Annotated in this window: 23 protein-coding genes; 2 read left to right on the forward strand and 21 right to left on the reverse strand. The window is 63.8% G+C overall.

The window, feature by feature from the left end; translation table 11 throughout:
- Window positions 1-3: 3 nt before the first annotated feature.
- The 11 genes from ABC337_RS18010 to ABC337_RS18060 all read right to left on the reverse strand — a co-directional run bounded on the left by ABC337_RS18010 (window position 4) and on the right by ABC337_RS18060 (window position 11,600).
- On the reverse strand, window positions 4-1,776 hold the full coding sequence (locus ABC337_RS18010) for a type IV secretory system conjugative DNA transfer family protein (protein ID WP_412885024.1): 1,773 nt from the start codon (window positions 1,774-1,776) through the stop codon (window positions 4-6).
- Window positions 1,773-2,465 carry a hypothetical protein gene (locus tag ABC337_RS18015; protein ID WP_412893315.1) on the reverse strand — a complete coding sequence of 231 codons (693 nt, stop codon included), beginning with the start codon at window positions 2,463-2,465 and terminating at the stop codon, window positions 1,773-1,775. Before ABC337_RS18015 ends, ABC337_RS18010 begins: the two co-directional genes overlap by 4 nt.
- Window positions 2,462-4,048, reverse strand: a complete 1,587-nt coding sequence (locus tag ABC337_RS18020; protein WP_412885118.1) for an ATP/GTP-binding protein — start codon at window positions 4,046-4,048, stop codon at window positions 2,462-2,464. The genes ABC337_RS18015 and ABC337_RS18020 overlap by 4 nt, the downstream gene beginning before the upstream one ends.
- Window positions 4,048-5,556 carry an SCO6880 family protein gene (locus ABC337_RS18025; protein WP_412885117.1) on the reverse strand — a complete coding sequence of 503 codons (1,509 nt, stop codon included), beginning with the start codon at window positions 5,554-5,556 and terminating at the stop codon, window positions 4,048-4,050. Before ABC337_RS18025 ends, ABC337_RS18020 begins: the two co-directional genes overlap by 1 nt.
- Entirely contained in the window at window positions 5,543-6,742 is a 1,200-nt protein-coding gene (locus ABC337_RS18030) for a TrbL/VirB6 family protein (RefSeq protein WP_487247085.1), read from the reverse strand. Before ABC337_RS18030 ends, ABC337_RS18025 begins: the two co-directional genes overlap by 14 nt.
- A gap of 82 nt (window positions 6,743-6,824) precedes the next feature.
- The gene (locus ABC337_RS18035) at window positions 6,825-7,577 is read right to left on the reverse strand and encodes a DUF8175 domain-containg protein (RefSeq protein ID WP_412885115.1); all 753 of its coding nucleotides are present in this window, start codon (window positions 7,575-7,577) and stop codon (window positions 6,825-6,827) included.
- A 25-nt stretch (window positions 7,578-7,602) separates the two neighbouring features.
- Window positions 7,603-7,872: a hypothetical protein gene (locus ABC337_RS18040; protein ID WP_400160539.1), complete on the reverse strand. Its 270-nt coding sequence runs from the start codon at window positions 7,870-7,872 to the stop codon at window positions 7,603-7,605.
- Window positions 7,873-7,883: 11 nt separating this feature from the next.
- Window positions 7,884-8,486 (reverse strand): DUF6668 family protein, encoded by a 603-nt coding sequence (locus tag ABC337_RS18045; protein ID WP_412885114.1) that lies wholly within the window; start codon window positions 8,484-8,486, stop codon window positions 7,884-7,886.
- Between the two features lie 34 nt (window positions 8,487-8,520).
- Window positions 8,521-9,963: a chromosome partitioning protein ParA gene (locus ABC337_RS18050; protein ID WP_412885113.1), complete on the reverse strand. Its 1,443-nt coding sequence runs from the start codon at window positions 9,961-9,963 to the stop codon at window positions 8,521-8,523.
- Window positions 9,964-10,005: 42 nt separating this feature from the next.
- Complete coding sequence (locus tag ABC337_RS18055; RefSeq protein ID WP_412885112.1) at window positions 10,006-10,524, reverse strand: hypothetical protein; 519 nt, start codon at window positions 10,522-10,524, stop codon at window positions 10,006-10,008.
- A complete protein-coding gene (locus tag ABC337_RS18060) occupies window positions 10,521-11,600 on the reverse strand; it encodes a CHAP domain-containing protein (protein ID WP_412885111.1) in 1,080 nt (359 codons plus the stop codon). Before ABC337_RS18060 ends, ABC337_RS18055 begins: the two co-directional genes overlap by 4 nt.
- 110 nt (window positions 11,601-11,710) lie before the next feature.
- Here ABC337_RS18060 and ABC337_RS18065 point away from each other — a divergent pair, with 110 nt between their 5' ends.
- A complete protein-coding gene (locus tag ABC337_RS18065) occupies window positions 11,711-12,049 on the forward strand; it encodes a hypothetical protein (RefSeq protein WP_412885110.1) in 339 nt (112 codons plus the stop codon).
- A gap of 113 nt (window positions 12,050-12,162) precedes the next feature.
- Here the strand turns inward: ABC337_RS18065 and ABC337_RS18070 are convergent, their stop codons facing one another.
- The 5 genes from ABC337_RS18070 to ABC337_RS18090 form a co-directional block, all read right to left on the reverse strand.
- Window positions 12,163-12,591, reverse strand: coding sequence for a hypothetical protein (locus ABC337_RS18070; RefSeq protein WP_412885109.1), 429 nt, complete (start codon window positions 12,589-12,591; stop codon window positions 12,163-12,165).
- Window positions 12,588-13,592 (reverse strand): MAB_1171c family putative transporter, encoded by a 1,005-nt coding sequence (locus ABC337_RS18075; RefSeq protein ID WP_412885108.1) that lies wholly within the window; start codon window positions 13,590-13,592, stop codon window positions 12,588-12,590. Before ABC337_RS18075 ends, ABC337_RS18070 begins: the two co-directional genes overlap by 4 nt.
- Window positions 13,589-14,125: a hypothetical protein gene (locus ABC337_RS18080; RefSeq protein WP_412885107.1), complete on the reverse strand. Its 537-nt coding sequence runs from the start codon at window positions 14,123-14,125 to the stop codon at window positions 13,589-13,591. Before ABC337_RS18080 ends, ABC337_RS18075 begins: the two co-directional genes overlap by 4 nt.
- Window positions 14,122-15,012, reverse strand: a complete 891-nt coding sequence (locus tag ABC337_RS18085; RefSeq protein ID WP_412885106.1) for an oxygenase MpaB family protein — start codon at window positions 15,010-15,012, stop codon at window positions 14,122-14,124. The genes ABC337_RS18080 and ABC337_RS18085 overlap by 4 nt, the downstream gene beginning before the upstream one ends.
- A 311-nt stretch (window positions 15,013-15,323) precedes the next feature.
- Window positions 15,324-16,064 carry a hypothetical protein gene (locus tag ABC337_RS18090; protein WP_412885123.1) on the reverse strand — a complete coding sequence of 247 codons (741 nt, stop codon included), beginning with the start codon at window positions 16,062-16,064 and terminating at the stop codon, window positions 15,324-15,326.
- On the opposite strand from ABC337_RS18090, the gene ABC337_RS18095 reads away from it, so the two are divergent.
- Window positions 15,996-17,621 (forward strand): MarR family transcriptional regulator, encoded by a 1,626-nt coding sequence (locus tag ABC337_RS18095; RefSeq protein ID WP_412893316.1) that lies wholly within the window; start codon window positions 15,996-15,998, stop codon window positions 17,619-17,621. The two genes, ABC337_RS18090 and ABC337_RS18095, sit on opposite strands and share 69 nt — an antisense overlap.
- Before the next feature lie 866 nt (window positions 17,622-18,487).
- Here the strand turns inward: ABC337_RS18095 and ABC337_RS18100 are convergent.
- The 5 genes from ABC337_RS18100 to ABC337_RS18120 all read right to left on the reverse strand — a co-directional run bounded on the left by ABC337_RS18100 (window position 18,488) and on the right by ABC337_RS18120 (window position 21,799).
- Complete coding sequence (locus ABC337_RS18100; RefSeq protein ID WP_412885105.1) at window positions 18,488-19,429, reverse strand: ParA family protein; 942 nt, start codon at window positions 19,427-19,429, stop codon at window positions 18,488-18,490.
- Window positions 19,430-19,960: 531 nt separating this feature from the next.
- Window positions 19,961-20,335 carry a hypothetical protein gene (locus ABC337_RS18105; protein WP_412885104.1) on the reverse strand — a complete coding sequence of 125 codons (375 nt, stop codon included), beginning with the start codon at window positions 20,333-20,335 and terminating at the stop codon, window positions 19,961-19,963.
- A 13-nt stretch (window positions 20,336-20,348) separates the two neighbouring features.
- Window positions 20,349-20,642 carry a hypothetical protein gene (locus ABC337_RS18110; RefSeq protein WP_412885103.1) on the reverse strand — a complete coding sequence of 98 codons (294 nt, stop codon included), beginning with the start codon at window positions 20,640-20,642 and terminating at the stop codon, window positions 20,349-20,351.
- Entirely contained in the window at window positions 20,623-20,955 is a 333-nt protein-coding gene (locus tag ABC337_RS18115; RefSeq protein ID WP_412885102.1) for a hypothetical protein, read from the reverse strand. The genes ABC337_RS18110 and ABC337_RS18115 overlap by 20 nt, the downstream gene beginning before the upstream one ends.
- Before the next feature lie 202 nt (window positions 20,956-21,157).
- Window positions 21,158-21,799 carry a helicase associated domain-containing protein gene (locus tag ABC337_RS18120; RefSeq protein WP_412885101.1) on the reverse strand — a complete coding sequence of 214 codons (642 nt, stop codon included), beginning with the start codon at window positions 21,797-21,799 and terminating at the stop codon, window positions 21,158-21,160.
- Window positions 21,800-21,999 lie beyond the last annotated feature (200 nt).

Here is a 21,999-nt window from a genome sequence, read left to right on the forward strand (position 1 = left end):
TCCTTACCCGGTGACCCAGGGATTAGCGACCGGAGCGGAGGGCACCGGGACGGCCTCCGGTTCCTCGGGGCGGGGGCTGTACTTCTTGATGGAGGCTTCCACGGCTTCCTTGTGCGGGCCGGTGTACCAGGGCATGGTCCGGACCAGGGTGGCCGGGGCGCCGGAGGCGAGGACCACGGCGCGGCCGCGGTCCAGTTCGGCGAGGTTGGAGACATCGAAGATGCGTTCCTTGCCCTCCTGCCGGGAACGGCTGGAGCCGGACTTGCCGGAGGAGACGGAGACGTTGGTGTAGCTGTAGTCCCCGATCAGGTCCGAGAGTGCCCGGAGGAAACCTTCTTCTGCGACGCCGCCACCGTAGACCTTGACGTTCGCGGCTGACCAGATTTTCCGCATGTTCGCCTCGCCCCACAGTTCGACGCCTTGGGACCAGGACTGCAGGATGCCCATGACGATCAGGCCCTTGGAGCCGTAGTGGCTGAACTGATCCGGCAGGGCTGCCCAGCGGACGACGTTGGCCAGCTCATCGAGGGCGAACAGCGCTGGTTTGGGCAGGCGGCCGCCGCTGCGTTCGGCCCGTTCCTCCATCGCCTCGGCGATGGCCACGGTTAGGGCTGTGGTGAGGGGGGAAGCTGAGCCGGCGCCTTCCTTGGAGAGGATGTAGATCGTCTCCTGTGAGGCGGCGAACGCGTGCGGGTTGAACTGCCGGCGGGCATCCGTGGCAACGGTCGCGCCGCCCATCGGGGCGACCCAGCGCAGGATGTTCCTGGATTTGAGGCACTGGATCATCTTCTCGGCGGTGCCGAAGATGCCGTCGCGCTGCTTGTCCGCGAGTTCCAGCGTGGACTCCAGGCCTTTGTACTGCAGCTCGTAGTCATGCTCTTTCAGAATGTTGATCGGTTGCCGGTTCACCTGCTCGGTGACCCACAGGTAGACCTGCGTGATCGGGAGTTCACCGAGTGCGGCCGCGAGGAAGTAGGACGAGAGGATGTCTTCTGCCTTGGGATCGAAGTAGGCATCCGGCTTGGAGCCGGGAACCCGTGAACCGATAGAAAAGTGCTGGGTTAGTTTGTAGGCCGTCTCTTCGTCAGTGACGTAGGAGAGCGGGTTCCACCACCAGTCTGGCTCTTCCTGGGCGATCTTCTGCGGGTCAAAGACCCAGACCGGCGCGGTGGACCCGCGGACGCCGCGGGTCCCGTCAACGACGTCTCGCTTGTTCGACGTCGAGACGACAGCGCCGGGTGCGTCCAGGATTGCCGGCATGACCCGGGAAGTGGACTTACCGGTACGGGGTCCCCAAATGTCGAGGCTGAGGTCTTCCCAGGACTGAATGAACGTCTGTCCGGTGGAGACGACCTTGCCGACAACGATGCCCGGGTTGCCGGTGACGCCCAACCGGTCGGCAGTGGCCTGTGCGCCCTTCTCGGAGAACGCGGTCAGGTGCTTGCCGCGGCCGAGGTATCGGGCTGCTTTGTCGACCCGGGCGCGCTTGGAGGCACCCTTCCTCCACGCCCAGAACACGACGATAGCCAGCGCCAGGATCAGACCCACTATGACGGCCACAACGATGGTCGACTGGACCGGCCAGATGACTTTGCCCTTCACGAGGCCAGCGATCAGGTCTATCGGGTGCCCGGGCGGTGTTGGCAAGCCGGCCATCCAGGATCCAATGTGCACGGCGGCGTACGCGCCGCCACCGAAGAGGACAAGGAAGCCAATCGCCAGCCAAACCAGAATCGCATCCCCTAGGCCCATTCCTTTCCGGTTGGGGGCGCTCATCTCTTATTACCTTTCGAGTTACCTTGCTTCGTGAGAAGGCTTTTCTTGCCGATGGTGGCTTTTCTGTTCTTGACTTCGTTTTGCAGCCTAAGGATCTCCAGCTCTAGATCGCGGATCTCTTCAGCGGCTTGGGCTTCGCTTTTCCAGATCGGCCCCAGTGCGCCCATGGTGACTGCGATGGTGGCCCAGCCAATTGGCGTTCCCAATTCGGTCGGAAGGCTGAGGGCCAGGGCCAGGGCGGATACGAAGACCAGTATCAGGCTCAAGCCGTTTTTCGTCAGACTGATTTCTGGGTTGTGGAGATCCTTGTTGCTCACGAAGACAGTCACCGCCGCAACCGCTACCGCGATGGTTCCACCTGATACGGCCCAGAACCAGGGAGATATTTGCTTGGCCTCGTCGGCGGAATTAAAGGCGAACTCCTGAGCCACGTACCAAGTAACCGCGGCGGAGAGAAGGGTGAGAACCACGAGGACTAACATCCTTCGGCCGCCTCGACGTGGCCCGACCACGAGCGTGAGGGAAAGAAGGACGCTCGTCACAGCCGCGGCAAGAATTAATCCCTTATAGGACGAATCCTTTGCGAAATCGGCAATGAGACCTGTTGCTACTACCGCGCCAGAAATCGCTACGATACCCAGCCAACGGAACCAGGATTCAGCGCCTCCACGCAGGATTACTACACTCACAGCTTCTCTCCTTCCGGAGCTAGTTCAGGCGCCGCGAGGTCCATCAACGGCGCAGCCGGCTCGTGCCAGCGGGTGTTCGTGTCGTTCAGGCCCTCGGCACGTTCGATGGAGGTCAAACCGATCTGGACCGGGATCCCCGGGCGGCCGCCGACCTTGATCAGGAACTTTCCACGCCCCGGGGGCTCGACATCGGCACCGCGGGAGTCCCAAGCGGGAGGGTCCTGCCAGGAGATGAGTTTCTGCTGTTCTTGCCGTGATAGCGGGATCGCTTGGGTAAGCAGCGGCATCTCCGAAGCCGGAAGCCCTCCGCAAATGACCATGCCGGAGCGTTCGACGAACCCGCGAGCTTTCATCCGGTCCTCCTCTGCCGGCAGTGCCAGCAGGTCGGACATTGTGTGGGAGATCATGATCTGCCCAACCCCGACAGAGCGGTTCAACCGGGTAAGGGCGTCCACCCGGTCGACCATCCCCTTGCCCGAGCGCAGCGCCCGCCATAGCTCGTCCAGGACGACGATGTAGTTGCGCCGCGGCTCCAGGCCGGCGTCAGCGAGGGCGTTGGCGACGTTGACCGTGCCGAAGCCGTAGGACCAGCACGCCAGCAGCACGGCGGCCTGCAGGTCTGTTTCGGTCTCGTCAATGGTGGAGACGTCGAAAACGACGGCGCGGTCCCGGCTCATGGGGTTGGTGGTCTGCCGGGAGAAGATTTCTCCGAGCTTCCCGCCGCCGGTCAGACCCAGCAGTGTTGCCTCCAGCGCTCGGGTTTCCTTGAGGTAGACGTTGATGTCGCCGCGGTCCAGCGCGACCTGGCGCAGCTCGTTGGGGGCGGAGACAATGACGTCGAGCAGGTCTTTGAGGACAGGGACCCCGTCGAACCGGTCATCGAGCACCCGCAGGGCGCGGTCGAGGAGGGTTTGTTCCTGGTCGGTGGGCGGGTTGTTCCGGCTGATCGTGATCAGCGAGACGACCATGTTCAGCCGCCGGCCATGGGCGTCTGCCCGCACTCGGGTTGCGGCCTCGTGGTGTCCGGCCTCTTCGAGGCGCTGGGCGACTTCGACAGCCTGGCCCGGGTCGAGAATGTTCAGGTATCCGACGCCACGGCCGAGCTTGATGACCTGACCGCCGAGGGCCTGCACGGCTTTGACGTGCTCACCTTTCAGGTCGCCGAGAACCAGTGCGTTCACGCCCTGCGCCGAGAGGCCGAGGAACATGCGGCGGACCAGCGTGGACTTACCCAGCCCGGGCTTACCCAGGATGAAGGCAGACGGGTTGGAAATCAGGCGTGCCCTCTGGAACCAGCTGATCGGGTCGCAGCAGACCGTTGCCTGGGTTTCTTCATGTCGGCCCAGCGGCACACCGATCATGGGTGAGGACGCACCCGAGGAGAACGGCCACAGGCCGCACACCTGGACCGTAGTGCCGCGGTACTCCGTGACGGACGGAACGAGGGCGGCCATGCCGCCGCCGCGGCCCGTCCAGCCCCGTGAACCGGGGCCGACGTCCCGGGCCTGGCGCTTCTCCCGACGGTCCCCCTGATCCTTTACTGTCTTTGACTTCTTTGCAGTCAAAAGGCGCATGCGGGCCATTAGAGGGCATCCTTAATCTCGGAGGGCACCATGCTGTGCTTGGGCAGAACCAGCCCGAGGGGCAGGGACGCGACGAACGCGGTGTCCTGGGATCCGTAGGCACGCCGCAGCAGCACCCGGGCGGTGCCGGAGGTCTGCTCAATGGCCGCCACGGCGTCAGCGAGGCGTTCCTTATCCGTCACGGTCGCGGTGACGACCATGCCGAAGTTCACCAGGCCGGCTCCCTGGGCTTCTTCCTGGGCGGTCTGCACCGCGGAGCGGGCATCAACCAGGGCGCGGGCAGAGGGCCGGTTCCCGGAGGTGATGCGGACGTTGGCGTTGTTCTGGTCCCGTTCAACGACGGCCGCGGCCCGGGCCGAGTCCATCGGACGGTAGAGCAGGGAGATGCGTTTCCGGTCAATGTCCCCGTGCGGGGCCAGCAGGCGGGAGAGCACTGAGGAGTTCACGGATCCGCGAGGCGCCCCGGTCATGGTCCACGAGGCGGAGAACGCGCTGTCGTGGCGGTAGTCATCCCAGGAAGCCTGCGTCGCGGTCGGGCCGACCTCGCCCCAGTTCAGGGAGACCGGGGATCCGGCGGCGTGGGCTTCATCAATGATGAGGGCAGCCGGCGGGTCATAGGCGATCCGCACGACTTCGCAGAGTTCCTGCGCGGACATGGGCCGGGCTATGCCGGCACCGGTGGACTGCAGCCGGGCCGAGAGGCCCGGGATGCGGGAGGCGAGGTCGCGGGCCACGTCCTCCGGGGTGCGCTTCTTCGACCCGGCGCGGAGGGAGGCATTGAACGTCAGGGACACCCACGCCCGGACGGTAGCGGAGCCCTCCGGGTAGGTGTCTACGACTTCACGCAGGATGGCCTGGGCGAAGGCCGGGGCGTTCGGGTCGATGTTCATCTCGACTTCGTTGCGGAGCCGGTAGCCCGAGTCCGGCGCGGTTTCGACCGTGACGGCGGCGGCGTCGAGTCCGGCTTCGTCGGCCAGCCCGGCAAGCCAACCGCCCCAGTTGGCTACCCACGCATCGACCTGTTCCGGGTCGACCAGGGATGCGCCATCGGGTTCGGTGGAGAAGATGACCGTGAAGTGGTTCGTGGCCGGGACGTGCAGGAGAGCGAACGGGCGCTTGTAGGAGTCAGCGAATTCGTACAGCGTGGACTTCGCCGCGAGTCCAGGCAACTGGTACATACCCCACTGAGTCACGCCCAGCGGGCCGGAGCGGTAGAGGTTCGTGCCCGAGGACTTGGAGACCCGGAAGCTCATCCGGGTCGCGAACCGGTCGACAACGGACTGGCCATGCTTGTCCTTCACCGTCAGCAGCAGGGCGCTGATACCGGCGACGGCAAGCACAGCCAGCCCTGGGAGCAAGCCCCAGATAGCGAAGCTCGTGATGCCCAGCAGCAGACCGACCATGACGATGCCGGTGCCGATGGCGCCGAGGTTGCCCAGCCCGGCGGAACGCGGCACGCGCCAGTTTCCGTAGGACGGTTCTTTGTATTCGGTGCTAATTGCTGCCACTGGGGCCCTCCCCGGTTGAGTCCTGTGCGGTCTGTTGTGCGGCCTGGGAAACCCGGGACGCTACTTGTGTTCCTGCTGCCACGGCCATGCCAGCCGGGCCGGCGGCTGCAGTTGCACCTGATGCAGCGCCGGCGGTGCCGGCTCCTGCCGTACCCGCTGCGCCCGCAGCACCTGCGGCTCCCGCGGTGGCAGCTCCCGGCGCGCCGGCCGATCCTGCTGACCCGGGAGTTGGCTTGCCGCCGCTCCCCTTGGGCCCCGATGTCCCGTCGCTTCCCTTCGGCGCCGCGCCTGTCTGGGTGCCCGTGGAACTGGCCGGTGTTGGGGAGGCGTTGCCTCGCCCGCTTCCCCCGCGGCCTAAGGACACGGCGCCGGTGGCCACCGCACCGACGGCTGCGCCGGCACCCGCTCCGCCACCGGATGCGACAGCACCGACCATGGGGGTGACGAAGCGCATCAGCGCCGGCATCGCGAACAAGGCCACAACCATGAGCGTGAACCCCGTGATCGAGCCGATCAGGGCGTTCTTTCCGCTACTGCCCATGAGCAGGAACGCGACAGAGTAGACGATGGCCGCGGCCGGCTTGTAGAGGATGAACGCGATCGTCCAGCCCACAGCCTTTTGGAACCACTGCTTGCCCATTTCCGTGTTCGTGAACGCGGCTGTCGTAGGCAAGATGCCGGCAAGAATCACCAGCATCCCGCTACGGACGACCATGAGCACTACTTGGACCAGGGAGGCCAGCAATCCGATCAGACCCAGAACGATGAGAATGAAGACTCCAACCCCTGTCTGGTTTGTCATGACCAGAATTTTCATCGCATCCGCGAACCCTTTACCGTCTGTCGAGCGGTTGATGATCGCGGCCGAAAACGCATCCGCCGCGACCACCAGGATCGAAATGACTCCCAGGCCCAGCCCGGAGACAAGTGTCAGCGTCACCAGGGACCGCAGAAGCTCTTTAAGCGGCGTACCCCGCTGCTCCCAGATCATGCGGATACCGCCAACAATGACGGCAAGCATGGCCAGCGCGACCGTCCAGGCCATGAGCTCACCATTGACCATGGAAACGACGGGGCTTGCCGCGCTGCCGTCCTGGCTGGTCAGGTTCACCGTAGGCATCGAAACCCAGAAGGTCGACAGAGTCGTCACCATCTGGCTCATGCCCTCCATGATCGCCTTCGCCATGTTCCCCATGGCGTCGTTGACTGCCCCGGATGCGATGTTGCCCGCGACGCAGGTTATGTCCCCCAGCCCGCACTCAGCCATGTCAGACGCCCGACCAGAGGATGAAGCCGCTCAGATCGGTAAGCTGGGCGATTCCATTGAATACCTGCCCATCATCTGAGGCCTTCACTTTCCAGTCTCCTGCTACCCAACGTAGGGAGAGTACGGAGTGCGCAAGAGCGCCGTTCGGGAGTTTGATCGCAAGATCGACGTCCGCTTCGGCAGGGCTGTAGGACTTGACCAGGAACCCGCTGACTTGAGCGACCTCACCGCTTTTTGGAATTGAGGTCTGCGCCTTGGCTTGGGCAATGGCCGCATCGCGGCCGGGGCCAGGGACCACAAGCTTGTCTGCGAGCTTCAGCGAATCCTGTGTCGCTGAAGAACCAAGGGCGATCATGTTGACAGCGGCGTAGAGCGCGCCCGTCGGTGAATGGGCAAAGCAGGAGCGGAAGCCTTCACCGTCAGTCAAACCAGGGCCGAAGGTCTTTGGGTCGGTGGGGGCGGCCGTCTTGCCGACGAGCTCCCACTTGGACTTCGGCGCCGCTCCCAGCGCTGTGTCAGTGCTGGAGGGCAGTCCGCAGATGCTCTTGCCCCCTGCGTCGGCCGGAGCCGACGGCGACGTGGAGACGTTGCTAGAGGACGACGCGGGGGCGGGCTGGGCCGTGGTGTCCCCCTTGGGGAGCAGGAAGATGACGATGGTGGCCGCGAGGAGCGCCACGACCAGCGCCGCAGCGATGATGAACCCCGGTTTGGTGAAGGGGTTGCTCTCAGGGGTGCTTTCGATGGACTGACTCATGGTGAACCTCCCGTGTGGTGGTGGTTTAGACGAACGCGCGAACGATGCCGGAGGCGCCTGTGATGATGATGCAGCCAAGAAGGACCCAGCCGAGCTTGCCAATGGCCTGGGCGCCCTCACCGCGCTGCAGCTGGATCACCATGCCGATGCCGACGATGATCACGCCGAGTACGCCGAGGACCAGGCCGATGCCGGAAGCCCAGTTCAGAATCGTGAGCAGACCGCCGGCCTGGGCCGGGACAACCGGGGTGGGGTTGGGGATGACGCTTCCGTCGAATACAGCGAGAGAGTTCATGGTGAGACCTTTCATTTGGTGGTGCTGGTGTCAGCTACGAGTGCAGCTATGTCGGTGGTGAAGCGTTGGTATTCGCGGGCCGTGGGGACGCTGGGGGTGTCTTCGTGCCGCCAGGCCTCGACCCACGGCAGAGTCCAGAGGCGGGGCGCTCCGCCGCCGACAATGGCGGCGAAGTCGCGAAGGGCTTTGGGCGTCTTGCCGGGGGCGTCGGCCAGGACGGCAAGGCCGAGGAGGTCAACGGCCGGAGCTGCCCCTGACGCCCACTGGGTGAGGGCGCTGCGGGCCGCGGTCAGTCCGCGCATATCGGCGCGGCAGACAAGCAGCAGCTTCGGGGTGCTCCCGTCCTGAGGGACAGGCCAGCAGTGTCCGGTCGCGCTTGCCCCGTTCAGGATCTCCGCGAGCCGGCTTTCACCGGATCCGCCGTGAGCTCCGGTGACCCAGATAGCTGCGGTTCCGGCGACGGTCCTGCGGCCCAGTCGGTCAGCGGCGTCGGGTTCGACCATGCCCCGCAACGGAGCGGTGATGGCCGCCGCCGGCGGGGTGTGTGCCTCCGGCTCTGAGGCTTCGGCCTCGACGGCGGGGCGGCTGATCCAGGGGTTCAGGGTCTGTTGCATGGGTCCTCCTTTCGAATGTCCGTTGGGCGGGTGGTTAGAAGCCGGCGGCTACGGCGGCGGCCGCGGCGAGCCAGGCCCGCTGGGTTGCCGGTTGGAGGGCTTCGTACCGGATGGGTCCGTTGACCAGGGCCGGGTCGTACGGGATGCGGACGACGGCGCGGACGAAGGGTTCGAAGCCCTTGGCGATCCGTTCGGCCTCGTCTTTGGCCCGCTTCAGGGCATCCCCGCTCATGGAGCGTTTCGCGTCCGTGGACTCGGAGACGATCACGACGGCGTTGCGGGCCAGCTCCGCGTCGTGGCCGCCGCGGGATTCGAGGGTCTGCAGGGTCAGCCGGGCGGCTTCGGCACGATCCTCGATGGCCGTAACGGGGACGACGAGCTGGTTTGTGTGGTCGATCATGCGCCGCCAGTTCGCGGCGCGGGCAGTGTTGCCTGAGTCCATGACAACGAGCCGGTAGTACCGGGTCAGGACCTGGTGGGCGATGTCGACTTCTTCGGCGGTGACTTCGTGATCGCCTTCTTCGTTCTCGTCCGAGCGGAGAACATCGAATTTATCGGCCGTCTGGTGGTGGACGAACTTGGCGATTTCGGCGGCGTTGGTGGATGGGGACAGCAGTTCGGTCGAGGAGTCGATCAGGTCGAGCACGCTGCGGTCGTGAGCACCCTTTTCGGTCCGCCAGCCCAAGGTCCCTTGGGATTCGTTGTTATCCCATGCGACCGTGGCCGCGCCGCTGTAGCGGGCGAGGATGGCCGAGAGCATGACGACGGTGGGGGTCTTGTTGGCCCCGCCCTTGCGGTTGACCACGGCGATGGTGCGCGGGCCGGGCCAGTGCTGGCTGACCGTGCGGATGTCCTCGCGTTCGGAGAGTTCTTCGTCGGAGGGGTTCATGCGGATGCCCAGGCGTGTGAGGGCGCCGCGCCAGCCCTGTGTGGCCGGCTCGAGGACCGGGGCGCTGACCAGGAAGGAGGTGTCCTTCAGGCTGCGCCGGGTCGGAGCCGGTTCTTCCACTGCAGCTTCGGTTACGGCCGGGGCCGAGGCTGCGGGTGGCCCCGGCTGGGAGTCGGCTACGGCGGCGGGAACCGGTGCGGTCTCGACAGGCTTGGCGGCTGGTTCCGGTGCCGTAAGAGGCGTGGTTTCGATGACGGCGGGAGCGGCGGTCTCCGGGGTGGTGGCGGGGGCTTCGGCACGGCGGCGGGCTGTGCGGGGTTCGTAGGAGACGGATTCGATCTTGTTGTCCGGGTGGACGATGAGTTCGCCGTGGCCCTCTGGGTCTTCGATCTGGGCCCGGACGGGGCGCTGGAGCGTTTGCGCTTCGCCGACGACCAGGGCCAGGGCGTTGTTGCGGAGGTCCTGCAGGGATTCCCCGGCGGGAACGATGCGGGAGTTGCCCGCGACGACGACCTCGGCGGTGCCGTTGTCGCGGACGATGGCTTTGATGCTGGGGAAGGCCATAACTTGCGTAGGTGAAGTACCCATCGGCTTGTTCCTTAGGTGTGAGAAGGGGAAAGGTGGAGATGCTTAGGATGCTGGCGGGGTGAGACGGTTGACCTTCCACGGAGCGTCCTTGGCCGTGCGGAGCAGCTGCAGCGTGTAGGTCCCGGCGTTCGTTGGGACGGCGGCGGTCGCGCCGTAGCCGTTGGCCTCATCGACGGACAAGGTGGCCGCTCCGGTGACGCGGGAGGCCGGGATATTGGAGGGGTCCACGGAGGAATAGTCGGCCGTGGCCTGAGGCGTCAGCCAGCGGGCCAGGTCGTTGGCCCACTGCTTCTCGTCCAGGGTGGGCCGGGCGAAGTCGGTCATCGCGTTCTCGGCTGCGTCGACGGCTGCGTCCTTGCTGGCTTGGTCCCATGCGATGCCGATGGTGGCCGGTACCGTGCCGCCGGGTGCCTGGGGGCCGCTGTTGGCGCTCAATGAGACCGGGGCGGAGGCGGTGGGGCTGGCGCTGGAAGGGGATGCCGACGCGGCCCCGGTGGAGGCGGCAGGGGCGCAGGCCGCGCACAGCAGCGCCACCGCGATCAGGGTCAGGGGCTTCTTCACTTCTTCTCCTCTTGGACGGGCAGGTACAGGAAGGCTGAGGGGACCGTGTTGGACACGGTTCGGGTGTAGTAGTTGTGGTCATCCGGGGCCGGGTTGCCGTTGTAGCCCTCTTCGACGTAAGTGCCGTTGTCCTTGACTTCCTTCACGACGCCGACGTGGCCGAAGTTGGGGTCCGCTCCCCCGGCCCCGGGCGCGTACCAAACCACTGCACCGACTTTGGGTGCGCGGCCGGTGGGCCAGCCTTTGGCGTCCCAGCCGGCCTTCCACGTCAGGGCCGAACCCAGGCCCTGGCCATCGGGACGGAAGTTGCCGTTGAGGAACCTGAACGGCGCACTCGTGGAGCCCATCTGCTGGTTGACCCGCCACAGGGCAAAGTCCACGCACTCCCGGTAGTACATGCCCAGCGGAGAAGTGCTGGCGGCGGTGGCCCCGGCCTGCATCCAGGTCGGTGAGTTCTTCCACGGGTAGTCGTTCCCGGCGCCTGACTGGCCGGGGATCCCGCACTCGCTTCCCTGAAGGGAGAACTTCGAGGTCGAGAGGGCCTGGACGAGCTTCACGGCCTCGGGCCAGTACTTCTGGTAGTGGTACGGGGCGGCATTGCGCTGGACCTTGTTGGCCGCAATTGTCGGTTCCAACAATTCCCAGCCCGCCACGCCCTGCAGCGCCTTCATGAAGTTCGTTGCGCTCGTGGTCGGGTTCATGCGGTCCTCATAGGATCCCCACGCACCGTTGCCGCGCTGCTGGAACAGGCCGCGGGAGTCGGGGCCGACGGTATCGCCAGTGTCCAGAACGCGAAGGCCTGACTCCCCCAGGGCAACCATCATCGCGATCATCTGACCATTCACGGAAAGGTTCAAAGCCTTACCCGCCCCCATGATCGAGGCGGCATTCTTCAGCTGTTCCTGGCTGTAGCCGGCAACTTTGGTGTTGGCATCCACGGAGACGGACATTGCCGACCCGCAGTCTGCAGCGGCGGGCTTCGCCGGCCCCAAGAGCAGAAGCATCGAGGAGACTAGGCCTAGCAGGGCCACGGGAACAGCTACGGCTACGCCGATGGCGAGCGGTTTGGCTTGCACGAGTGATCCCCCTAGTTCTATCTAAAGTATTGTAGCAATACTTTAAGTATTGCCCCGATGGCGCGTCAGGTCTCAACTGCCAGCACTGTGCGGCAAGTAGGATGTTCGATATGCCTCGACTGGTTAAGCCCGCCGACGCCGCTTGGAACGAGTCGGTAGCGACCGCTCAGGCGGTCTTCAGCAGCGGCGTAAACCTAGCCCTGCTCCACCACTTGGCCGCCAGAGCTGTCCCGGCAACCCGGGCCGAACTTGCGGACGAGCTCAAGGACTTTTCGCCCGCAAGCCTGAGCAAGGCAGCGGGCGTCCTTGCCGCCGCTGGAGTTTTGAAGAAAACGCCCGTGCTCGGGCCGAGTTCGGGGCGCCTGAACCACGCATTCTCGGCGGATCTGCCTCGCATTGAGTCACTGGTAGAAAGCCTCCGGCGGTACGCGCTTGCGATGGAGAACTGACGCGGCGCGTGACTAGTAGCGCTCCGTTGCTCTGCCGGGGTTAGCCTGCACGAGTGGTGGGTCATGCAATAAGCATAGCCAACCTTAGACATGTCTAAGGCATCCCTAGGGATTTAGTCCTTGGGTTTCATCTCTTCTTCGAGGATTTTCGCGATGGCCGAGGTCGCTTCGGGAGAGAGGTCCCCGAGGGCCCTCGCGGCGAAGCTGCGGACTTCCGCGATTCTCATGGCCTTCAAGAGCTCCAGCTGGGCTTCCACCCGTGCCGGGAGGGAGGGGTCTGAGTCGAGCAAATACGCGGGAGGGACGCCGAAGAACTCCGCGAGGGCGGTGAGGAGCTTCGGATCAGTTACGGTCGCGCCAGTCCCTTCGCGCATATAGAACCAGCGCGCCCGTGACAAGCCCACGCCCTTCTCGGCCAGGGCAGCTTGGATGTCAGCGAACTTGTACGGCTGGCCCCCTTCCGCAACCACGACGTCCATAAGTAGGTCCAGACGGCGAGCCAATTCCTCCCGCCTCTGAGAGGCGTTGTCTTTCCGGTTCATGCGGCAGTCCTATCGGGGCTGGAGGGTGTATGAGGCGTTTTCAGAAATTTCTCAGCATCGAGTAGTGCTGACCCATGTTGGTTCCACACATCCTCCAAACCGACAGAGTCAACCAGCAGGCAGTCTCGCACCTCCGTGATCCGGCGCTGCAGCGCGGCATGCGGGTTGGAGCTCAATATGTCTTTACCCGGCGACCCGCCCTGATGGAGCACCAGATGTGGGTTGCTGGCGGTGGAGGCCTTCCAAAGCGGCCGAAGTCGAAACAGCCGCCACCGGGCAGCCAGGGCTGCAGATGTAGCTGCAGCAATCCCCACCAGCCGTGACGTGGAGAGCCCGGCAGCCACGCACACGACGGAGATAGCCTGGCCGGCGCCGTAGAACGGAGAGAAGAATTCCTGTCCCGCGTGGTCCGTGGTGAGCTGCAGCAAGGACCGGACCGCAAGGAGCGAAATGGCGCCGAAGCAACCGGCGCATACAAGAAAGAATCCGAGGCGGAAGGCGGAGGACATTTTGCTCAGATAGCCGAACACAGACCGGATGACACTAGCGCTTGTGTAGGCGATGAAGAACGAAGCGGCCAACAGGAACGCGGTCATGCCAGGCTGGGACCCGTATGTGCGGATCAGTGAGGGGCTGGTGACGGGTAGGTCGCTGATTGAAAAGCCGACCACGACGATGAGCGATGAGGCAATCCAGGCGGCCCTGTGGCGCCGCTCCTTACGCAGACTCTGCTGCCCCGAGGGCGGCCCGGCAGCGTTCGTTACGGCAGTGTAAAGCTGGGCGAACGCGGCGAGGACACACAAGGAGAGGACCAGGCCGGCGAAGTTTCGGTTGCCTGTGAGCGAGTCCACGAAAATGTAGACAGGTTCGATGTACAGCGTAAAACCGGCTGTCGCGAAAGCCGACGCCAAAAAAGCTGGCCGTGCCGGCCGGTTCCAGAGACCGGAGAGCCTGAGCAAGGTCAAAATCCCTAGGCTGACCGCAACCACGATGCTCGTCATCCGAATACCTCTGCAAACCTGGATGGCTCATCGAGTGGCCGCAGATGAGCGCGCCACATCCTGTCCATCACGATGTCCGCAAAAGTCTCCGCACGTTTCTCCTCGGACACCGTGAAGGTGGCGCAGCTGGCCGACCTTCGACGGCCCAGTAGCCTGGGCTCCGAGGCGTCGACCTGCAATTGGTTAGTGACCATCGAAGCGCCCAGGAGTGGCATCGGGCGCGCGACGTTTCCGCGGGTCTGGTCATGGTGGCCCAGGAGGAGGTGTCCGAATTCGTGGCACACGAAATGATCTTCCCGCCGGCGCTCATCGGCGGGGGCGAAGAGGATCAGATCGACCGCTGCGTTGCAGTAGGTCATGGCGCATACCGGGCTTCCGGCAAGTTCTTCGGTTCGGCGGACCACGAGCTTCCTCGCTCTTCGGGACGATACTGCGTCCCTGAGAGCGTCCAGCGTCAGCTTCTCGGGCAGGTCGAGCTGCGCAATGGTCGACTGAACCGTCGCGACGTAGCTCGGCATCAGCAGCGGGGTCATGATTTCCCCGGACCCAGATCCTCCAGCACGTACCCCGAGGGATACTGCGACGATCCGGAGAGACCGGGCCGGAACCTCGGGGTCTGCCTCAGCGGGCGAACCGCCGTGATGGTTGACTTCAATCTCAGTAAACCGCTTAGGACGGTCTTGACGACGGGATTGGGGCGGGGCAGGCCCAAGGCCGCGGATTGACGCGGATCGTCCAGCATCGAAGATAGGAGAGTTTCAGTGGCCGGCCGGAGGGGCTTAGGAAGCCGGCCCCGAAGAACACCCAGCGTAGAGTCCATGAGTCCGAGCCCGGCCGGGCTCGCCGCCACATTCTGCCGTTCGTAGTCGTCCAGGAACGCGGCGGCACCAGCGAAGTCGCGTGGTATGTTCCGAAGACCCATGCGTTCTCCGAGGTCTGAGAAAAAATCAACTGCGGCTTGCTTCTCGGTTTCCAGAGATGCCCGCCAGGCATGGCGGTCGGCCCACCGGACGGGAACGACGAGCATTGTCATCAGGACATAAACAAAGTCTTCGTTGCTGCCAGGCACTCCCCTATGGACATTGCGCAAGAGTGCCACCATGGCGGCGCCCCGTTCGCTGTCGAGGCCGCCAGCGATGATTTCGTAGATGACAATCGCTGTGTCGTAGGAGCGCTTTTGAGGACGTGAGCGGATCTCCCCGGTAGCGGCCAGCGTTCCAGCCAGCGAAGGGATGGAGAAGTTGCGATAGTACGCGAGGAAGAATCCCAGATCCATGTCCTCGGCCAGGTCGAAAAGGACGAAGCGTCGATAGATCTCTTCGTATTGGCTGCGGCTGAGCGTCCCCTGGCGCTTGAGGCTTTCTACTCGGCTTTTGTGCATCGAATCAAACTCCAGCAAAAGAGGCCACAGGTGCGACAAGGCTGAACCCAGCCTGGACGTCAGAGCTCAAGATAGAGCACCCGCACCATGTGTAACCTTAGACATGTCCAAGGTTTGAGTATAGTGGTTCACGGCCTATGCGCCCAGCCGTCCGAGCAACCTTGACCCTGGAGGAACGCGGTGCAGCAACAAGACGCGACACGCGGGGGCGTTTTCTGTAAACAAATCCCCGGATGCTTGGAAGGGCGGTGCTAGTTTCGACACAGTTGATAGCTGTAAACAGAAACTCAGGGCGATCGACTGCAGTAGCACCAGCGATGAAGCAGCCACGACCGTAGGTCGTGCGAGATTCAAAGGACATGACCATGAGCGCAGTAATCAATCGTGGAGGCGGGCGGCCCAGTAAGGGACTCCGCAAATACATTGGCTTCCGCACGCAGGCTAAGACCGCGGAGGACGTTCAGATGATCGCTGCCGCCAAGGGCATGACTGTCACTGACTACGTTTCCTCCGCCGTAGACCGTTCCCTGCGCGAAGATCTGGCGTTGCTGGATCACTTCGCGCATCAGGAGGAACTGCCGATTCGAATAGCCTCTTAACAGAAGAAGGCCCGCACTAGGCGGGCCTTCGAAGCTGAAGATCCACGATCCGGGAAGCTTGCCGGCGAACAGATCGTAGATCGAATGAAAGTCCTTCACAGGACTTCCCTTGTATTTCAAACCGATCTTGCAGGATCGGTCCTTAGTCATTCCCTCGACAGGAATATTATCATCGTACAACAGCACAGTCGCGTGCTGCCAGCCCAAAACGGGGATGGCGTGTCGCGAGACCCATCCGCCGCTTGTGGCGCCGCTCAAGCCTGGGCCGCCCTGGCACCTCTCCTTGCCGGACAGCCCCGTGTCCGGCTGTCCCGCGATGCAGGCAAGACTTACCCCCAGAAGCACGAACGCACCCTCAGCGGCACTCTCCCTACCCTTCCTGCTGCGGTCCGAATTTTCGGCAAAGACGGCACGTGCGCGGCGATTTTCCTTGACTTTGATTCCTCGGTAGCCGGCGTCGACCGGGTACAGAAGGACGTCCGCTCCGTCCAAACTTGGCTGCACTCAGTTGGCGCACGCTGGATCGAGGACTACTCCCCCAACGGTGGCCGGCACGTCTACATCCCGCTCGCTCAGCGGGTCACTTTCTCTGAAGCGCGTGATCTTGTCGAGGCGCTGGGCGTCCGGTACCGGACCCTGGACAAGACCCCGCATCAGAACCTCCTCCACGGCTGCATGCGCACCCCCGGCTCCCCGCACAAGCGCGGCGGCCATCAGGAACTCGCGATGCCTTTGTCCAGGGCCTACGACGTTGCCCGCCGGCCCAACGCACCAAAGGTCTGGGCCGCAATGATCGCCGACCTGACGCGGGAGATCAACGCCGTGCGGGCTCTCCGCCTTGAAGAAGTCTTCGACTCAACGGCCGACAAGACCGCAGAGGCGCCCGCCCTGGGCGCCCCCGTTGGCCGGATGTCGCGCCCTATGCAGCTCATGGCACAGACCGGCCTCTACGACACCAACCGGTACGCAACCGACTCGGATGCCCGCCAGGCAATCGTCACGGGCGCCGCGGCCGCTGGCCTCCAGCTAGTCGACGTCGAACGCCGCATGATGCAAGGGACCTGGCCCGGACTCGCATCCTTCTATGCCCGGTACTCGTCCAAGCACCGCATGCCGGCGCTCCGTCGCGACTGGACCAACGCCGTCGCTTACCTGAAAAAGAACGCCGCTGCCGAAACGAATCACAATGTCCGTAAATCCCCCACAAGCCAGCCCCCTACACAGCCCCCACTAATCAAGGGGCACGGCATAACTGCAAATCCCGATGCCGAGCATCGGTTCATCCGGACCTGGCGGAATGCGCTTCGAACCAGGGAGGTGAACTACCAAGAATCAAGGACGGGACTGGCACGCAGGATGGTGCTCAGAGCATTGGGTGAGGCAGCGCATATGACCGCCTCGCGGTTTATCGAATTCGGAGTTCGGTCCCTTGCCGTGGCCACCGGACTCGACCACACCACGGTTGCGCTCCACCTGAAGGCGCTGCGCAGCGAGAGGGAGCCCTTGATTATCCTTGTCGAGGAAGCACGAGGTACGAAGGGTGATCTGTATATGCTGACTGTCCCCGAAGAGCTGAAAGCCGCCGCAGAGGACGCCCCTTGGCAGAAGGGGAAGATTCACGCCCTCCGCCCGGTCTTCAGAGAACTTGGTCTACCGGCCGCGTTCGTCTACGAGGCCCTCGAGCACTCCCCCGCCATGTCCACTACCGAGATTGTGCGAGTCACCCGGCTTTCCCGGTCGACAGTAAACGAGGCGCTCGAGATCCTTGCCGCCTGGAATCTGCTGTCACGGGACGCCGGCAGATTCTGGTCGATCGTGGCATCGACTTCGCTGAGGCAGCTCGCAGAACAGTTCGGGGTGCTTGAAGCCGTCGCCGCACAGCTCCAGCGGTACCGCCAGGACCGGGTTATCTGGCGCGAATGGTTGGCCAAGCACGTGAATACCGTCGCCGAGCTCCTCTCACCTGGCGAGGACTACCCCTGGCATGAGTTTGAAGGGCCACCGGACGAGTGGTCACTGCCGGATATCGCCTTCGGCAGAGCTAGCTAGGGGCGTAGATGGAAGAGCCGTGCCTCAAGCCTTTCCCTTGCTCAAGGACCTTCGCAGTCTGCGATCTCGTGCCATAACCCATGCCATAGGACCTATAGGAAGCTAGTGCTCGGGATCAGCGTGACGCGTTTTTCACTCCTTGGCGAGATTTCCATGCACGTGGAGCTTGAGAGCTGCCGATACAAGGGCGCTCCGCGACGGAGCCCCCATTTCTACGACCTTCTCATCAAGCCAGGCGACTTGGAGTCCGTCGAGCCGAAGCTGAATCTGAATACCGGCCTCTCCCCTCTTTCGAGGCGCGCGTCGCGGCATGCCAGAGCTCGACATCACTGTTTCGACCGCGAACTCGCTCGAAATCGTGTCTTCATCCAATGCCTCAAATGCATCGATGAGCAGGTCCGCGTAAGTCGTCCGTGCTTGGTGAACGACATCCTTTACAACAGCTAGCAAGGCTGGCGGTAGGTAGACTCCGACGTTGCGAAGCCCTCCTGAAACCGTTTCGGATGCCTTCTTCGCCTGGGATGCACCTTGCGTGGACTCCGACCTTTGTCTGCCGGGTGATGGACTTGTTTGAGGACCGGTAGACACCCGTTCGGACTCAGGCCTAACGCTCTCATTTTGCTTAGAGGTCAGTTCGAGTGTGTCAATACCATTGGAGTCTGGGTCCGCCGCGGGAGTTGGAAGAACCCGGCCGGATTTCGGCGCCGTCGCTTCCTCCCGTCGTTCAGGCTTTACGGCTTGATTGACCTGTTCAGTAGTTTGACCGACGTTCCCTCGCCGTTTCGGGGCCAGTAAGCCCTGCAAAGCTGCGCCACGGGCTGGAGCCGGCGCTGGGGCGAATGCACCGGAAAGGTTAGGCCGACCGCTCATGCTTGGTTACCGCTTTCGATGTCGTTGAGACGAGCCAGAATCTCCCCGGTCAGCTGCTCGTACTCTTCGGCCAGTCCTCCGGCGTTGCGGGAGAAGAATCCGTCGGCGGGCTTTTCTCCGGCTCTGAGGGCTTTCAACCGATTTTTTTGAGCGTCCGTGACCGCACCCTCCAGCTCGTGGAACAGTAAGCCCTTCCGACGCGCGTCCGCACTGGCGCTCTCCAAGTTCCGGATTCGAGTCTCGAAGACCGGAGCGACGGTGCCAAGCATTTCCTCGAGCGTCTCTCTCACGCTGCGCTCCAGCCGCAGAGAACGGGGCCCAACGCCGAACAGAACTATGCCGGCCAATTGCAGGTTCGGGTTACGGTCTCTGACGGCCATGAAGCGACGGGCAATGCGTTCAACACCGTCGATGCTGGCATCATCTGAACGCGTAGGAATCACAACGGCGCTCGAGATAGCGAAGGCACCCTCAACGAGAATGCGCTCCCCTGGCGGCGTGTCGATCAAGATGAGGTCGTAGTCGTCTGCCAGAGGTGCGAGCACGGTGTAAAGCATGTCCCCGAAGTCGCCCGCATCGGATCGGTTGGACCTCGAAACCATAAGGCCCTGAATGTCTTCGAGGTCCTGGCCACCGGGGATGACGTCCAGGTTCTCCCTTACGTCGCGGAGAATCAATGGTGCTGTACCGGCCACGAGTGCATGGAATAGTTCGCGTCCGCTCTGCCGTTCGTACCCGAGATCCCGGGCGAGGTCGCCTTGGGGGTCGAGGTCGACCATTAGAACCCGGGAACCGGCCAAGGCTACATATCCGCCTACGTTGGCCGCGGTGGTGGTCTTACCCACTCCCCCTTTACCGTTCGCCAGAGATATCACACGGTCGATTGCCCGCGTTTCTCGAGACTTCGCTGGTACTGAGGCTTGCAGTGATCGTGCCATCGGCCGGCTGTTCTCCTACGTGCTGGAAGGCGGATGTTCCTACCGTCAAAGCTACGCGAGTACTCGTTTGAGATCCGGCATTGACACGGGTTGGATGCACAGTTGTAGATCCGGTGGGGTGCAAGGCTTCGCCACCTATTCGTTTACCTGCTTGAGCAAGGGTTGGAAGGTTCATGGACATGTAGGCAGTCTTTTATGCACGTCATAAGGTGCACATGCCTGCATGAGATATGGGTGCAATTGCGGTGGGACCTATGATTTGGAGGCACGCCAGGATGCAGGCGTTCCATACAACCTGTTGTTCAATGAGATTTCACGCCTGACGTATGGCAAGCCTTATGGCACGACGAACAATACACCGTCAGCTTGGTTCAATCTCTGATCTTGACCAACGGGACTCGGCCACGACTCTTCGGCTGGGCTCATAACAAGTGGGTCGTTACCAGCACTAGAGAGCAGGAAAGGTGCCGTCCTAACAAAGACCCTCTAGACAACGCTACGCACGCGGCCGGCCCCGTCAAGGGCCGGCCCCTAGTCCCAGCGGTGGGATTCCAGCGCCCGGAGCAGGGGAGCGGGGTCCTTCTCCAGCTGGTCGACGGGACGGGTCCCGGCCAGAGCCCGGGAGGGCGTGGCCATCCAGAGCGTGAAGTAGTTATGTGGCGTCTTCAGCTCCATGGCCCGCTGGAACAGTGTTGTGACGACGGGCTGGAGCTGCCCTCCCGGGAGGAACTGAAAGCCTGGGCAGTACGTCCCTTCTCCGATGAAGACCCGCACGAGCTGACGCATGATGGGTTCGGGGTCTTCCATCAGCTCGGAGAGCCGGCGGCGAACCTGATCGAGGGCAGGCAGGGTGAACTCAGCCCGAATGTCGTCCCAGGCTTGTGCAGGAATGGTGTGAGCTGGCACGACTGGCTCTTACCTAGTCGCTGATGCTCTCAAGCAACCATTGGGTTGCCAGAGGATCGCGCCGCAGCGCGGAGTTGGTCCCCAGCCGTACCTGCACCCGCCAGTATTCGACGCTTACGACGTCGCCTGTGCCCACTGCCGCGGTCCGCCTGGTGTTCCACCAGTCGTTCCTGGCGAACCAGTGGACCGGGTCTGCGCCCACGGCCCAGATACGGCCGTCGAACCTGACGGCCAGGGGAGCGCCGGCCGCGGTAAAGCGGACGTCGACCTCGACGTCCAGAGTTGTTTCAGTCGCTACTGCTGTCACGGTTTACGCGCTCTCCCAAATTCCTGGTCATCCTGTCCTGCCGGCGGGTGACCGCCGAACTCCATACCCAGGTCCGATACGTGATCGGACCGTCCTTCCACATCACTTCGGCGGCCTTCGCCGTCCAGGCGTAGACCTCGCCGTCGACAAGTTCCGCGCAGTTCGGGAACCGGATCCAGGCCCTCACCGGGATGCCGGGGAAGCCGTTCTTGACGGGGAAGTGCTCGAAGTCGAGCTCTTCCACCGTCAGCCCTATCGGGCCGGCTCGTCGCGCGTACTGCGCCTGCAGCCGGCTTGCCTGCTCCGGTCCCATACCACCACTTTAGAACATATGTTCGAATAGACACGCCACGAAAAAGCGGCCGCTTCCGACCGCTGAACTAATTATGGGCCACCCCTACGACAATCTTCGCCAGTGCGTTCGAAGGGCCCGGTTGCACGCCAGTGGGGACAGCTCTGAGCTGTGCGGAGGGCTCCACCTGCCCCCAATGGGCACAACCGGGGCGCATGCTCGGTTAGGGGCGCGCAGCGCGGCCCCTCGTTCTTCCTTGCTGCCAGCCCGGGATTGCAGCGTCGAGCTGGGCGGCCTTGCCGGGGGAGAGGGTGCCTTCCCTGAACTTCTGGCGCTGGCCGTGCGTCCACACCCCGAGGACGCGCTCCTCCTCGGTGTCGTATTCGCGGTGGCGCGGCCAGTCGTTGCCCTCGGCACGGTAGCGCACCAGCTCTGCCAGCCTGGCATGCCAGCGTGCTTCGTCTGCGGCTGTCCTGGCGTTGGTGTTCCAGCCGGGGATCCGGGCCAGCCCGTCCCGGTAGGAGGGGTGAAGTGTCCCGGCGGCCGCATCGCTGCGGCGTTGCCTGATCCATGCCTCCATGGAACGCTCTGCCTGGTCGTTCGAACGGCCGCGCGGCAGTCTGCCCGCCGCGGTGACCCAGGCGATGACTTCTTCCATTCGTGCCACGGCGGCCGCAGACGGCGCTGCCAGTGCGGCCCGGTGCGCCGCTTCCAGCTGGGGATCCTGGCACCGGGCTACGCGCAGGTGGTAGCCGACGGTCGCTGGCGCGGCGCGGACAAGGGCGGCGATGCGGTCCCGGCCCAGCCCGAGACGGTACATCAGCACCCACTCCGGGTACGGGGCCTTCCGCAGCAGTCTGTCCATGATGGGGCTCATCCTGCCACGAGGATTCGCGTCGAAGAAGGGAACCGGGCGGGTGCCGCGGCGTCCGGGGAGGGACCGGCTTCCGCTGCGCTCCAACCAGTTATTGGTCGTCCGCTGGCGCGGACGGCTGTTGGGTCCAGTGCCGCCGTCGCAGAGCTCCGGCTGCCCTGGCCCTGTTCCGACGTCTTCGACGTTTTTTG

Source organism: Arthrobacter phoenicis (assembly GCF_047238215.1).
Taxonomy (GTDB): domain Bacteria; phylum Actinomycetota; class Actinomycetes; order Actinomycetales; family Micrococcaceae; genus Arthrobacter.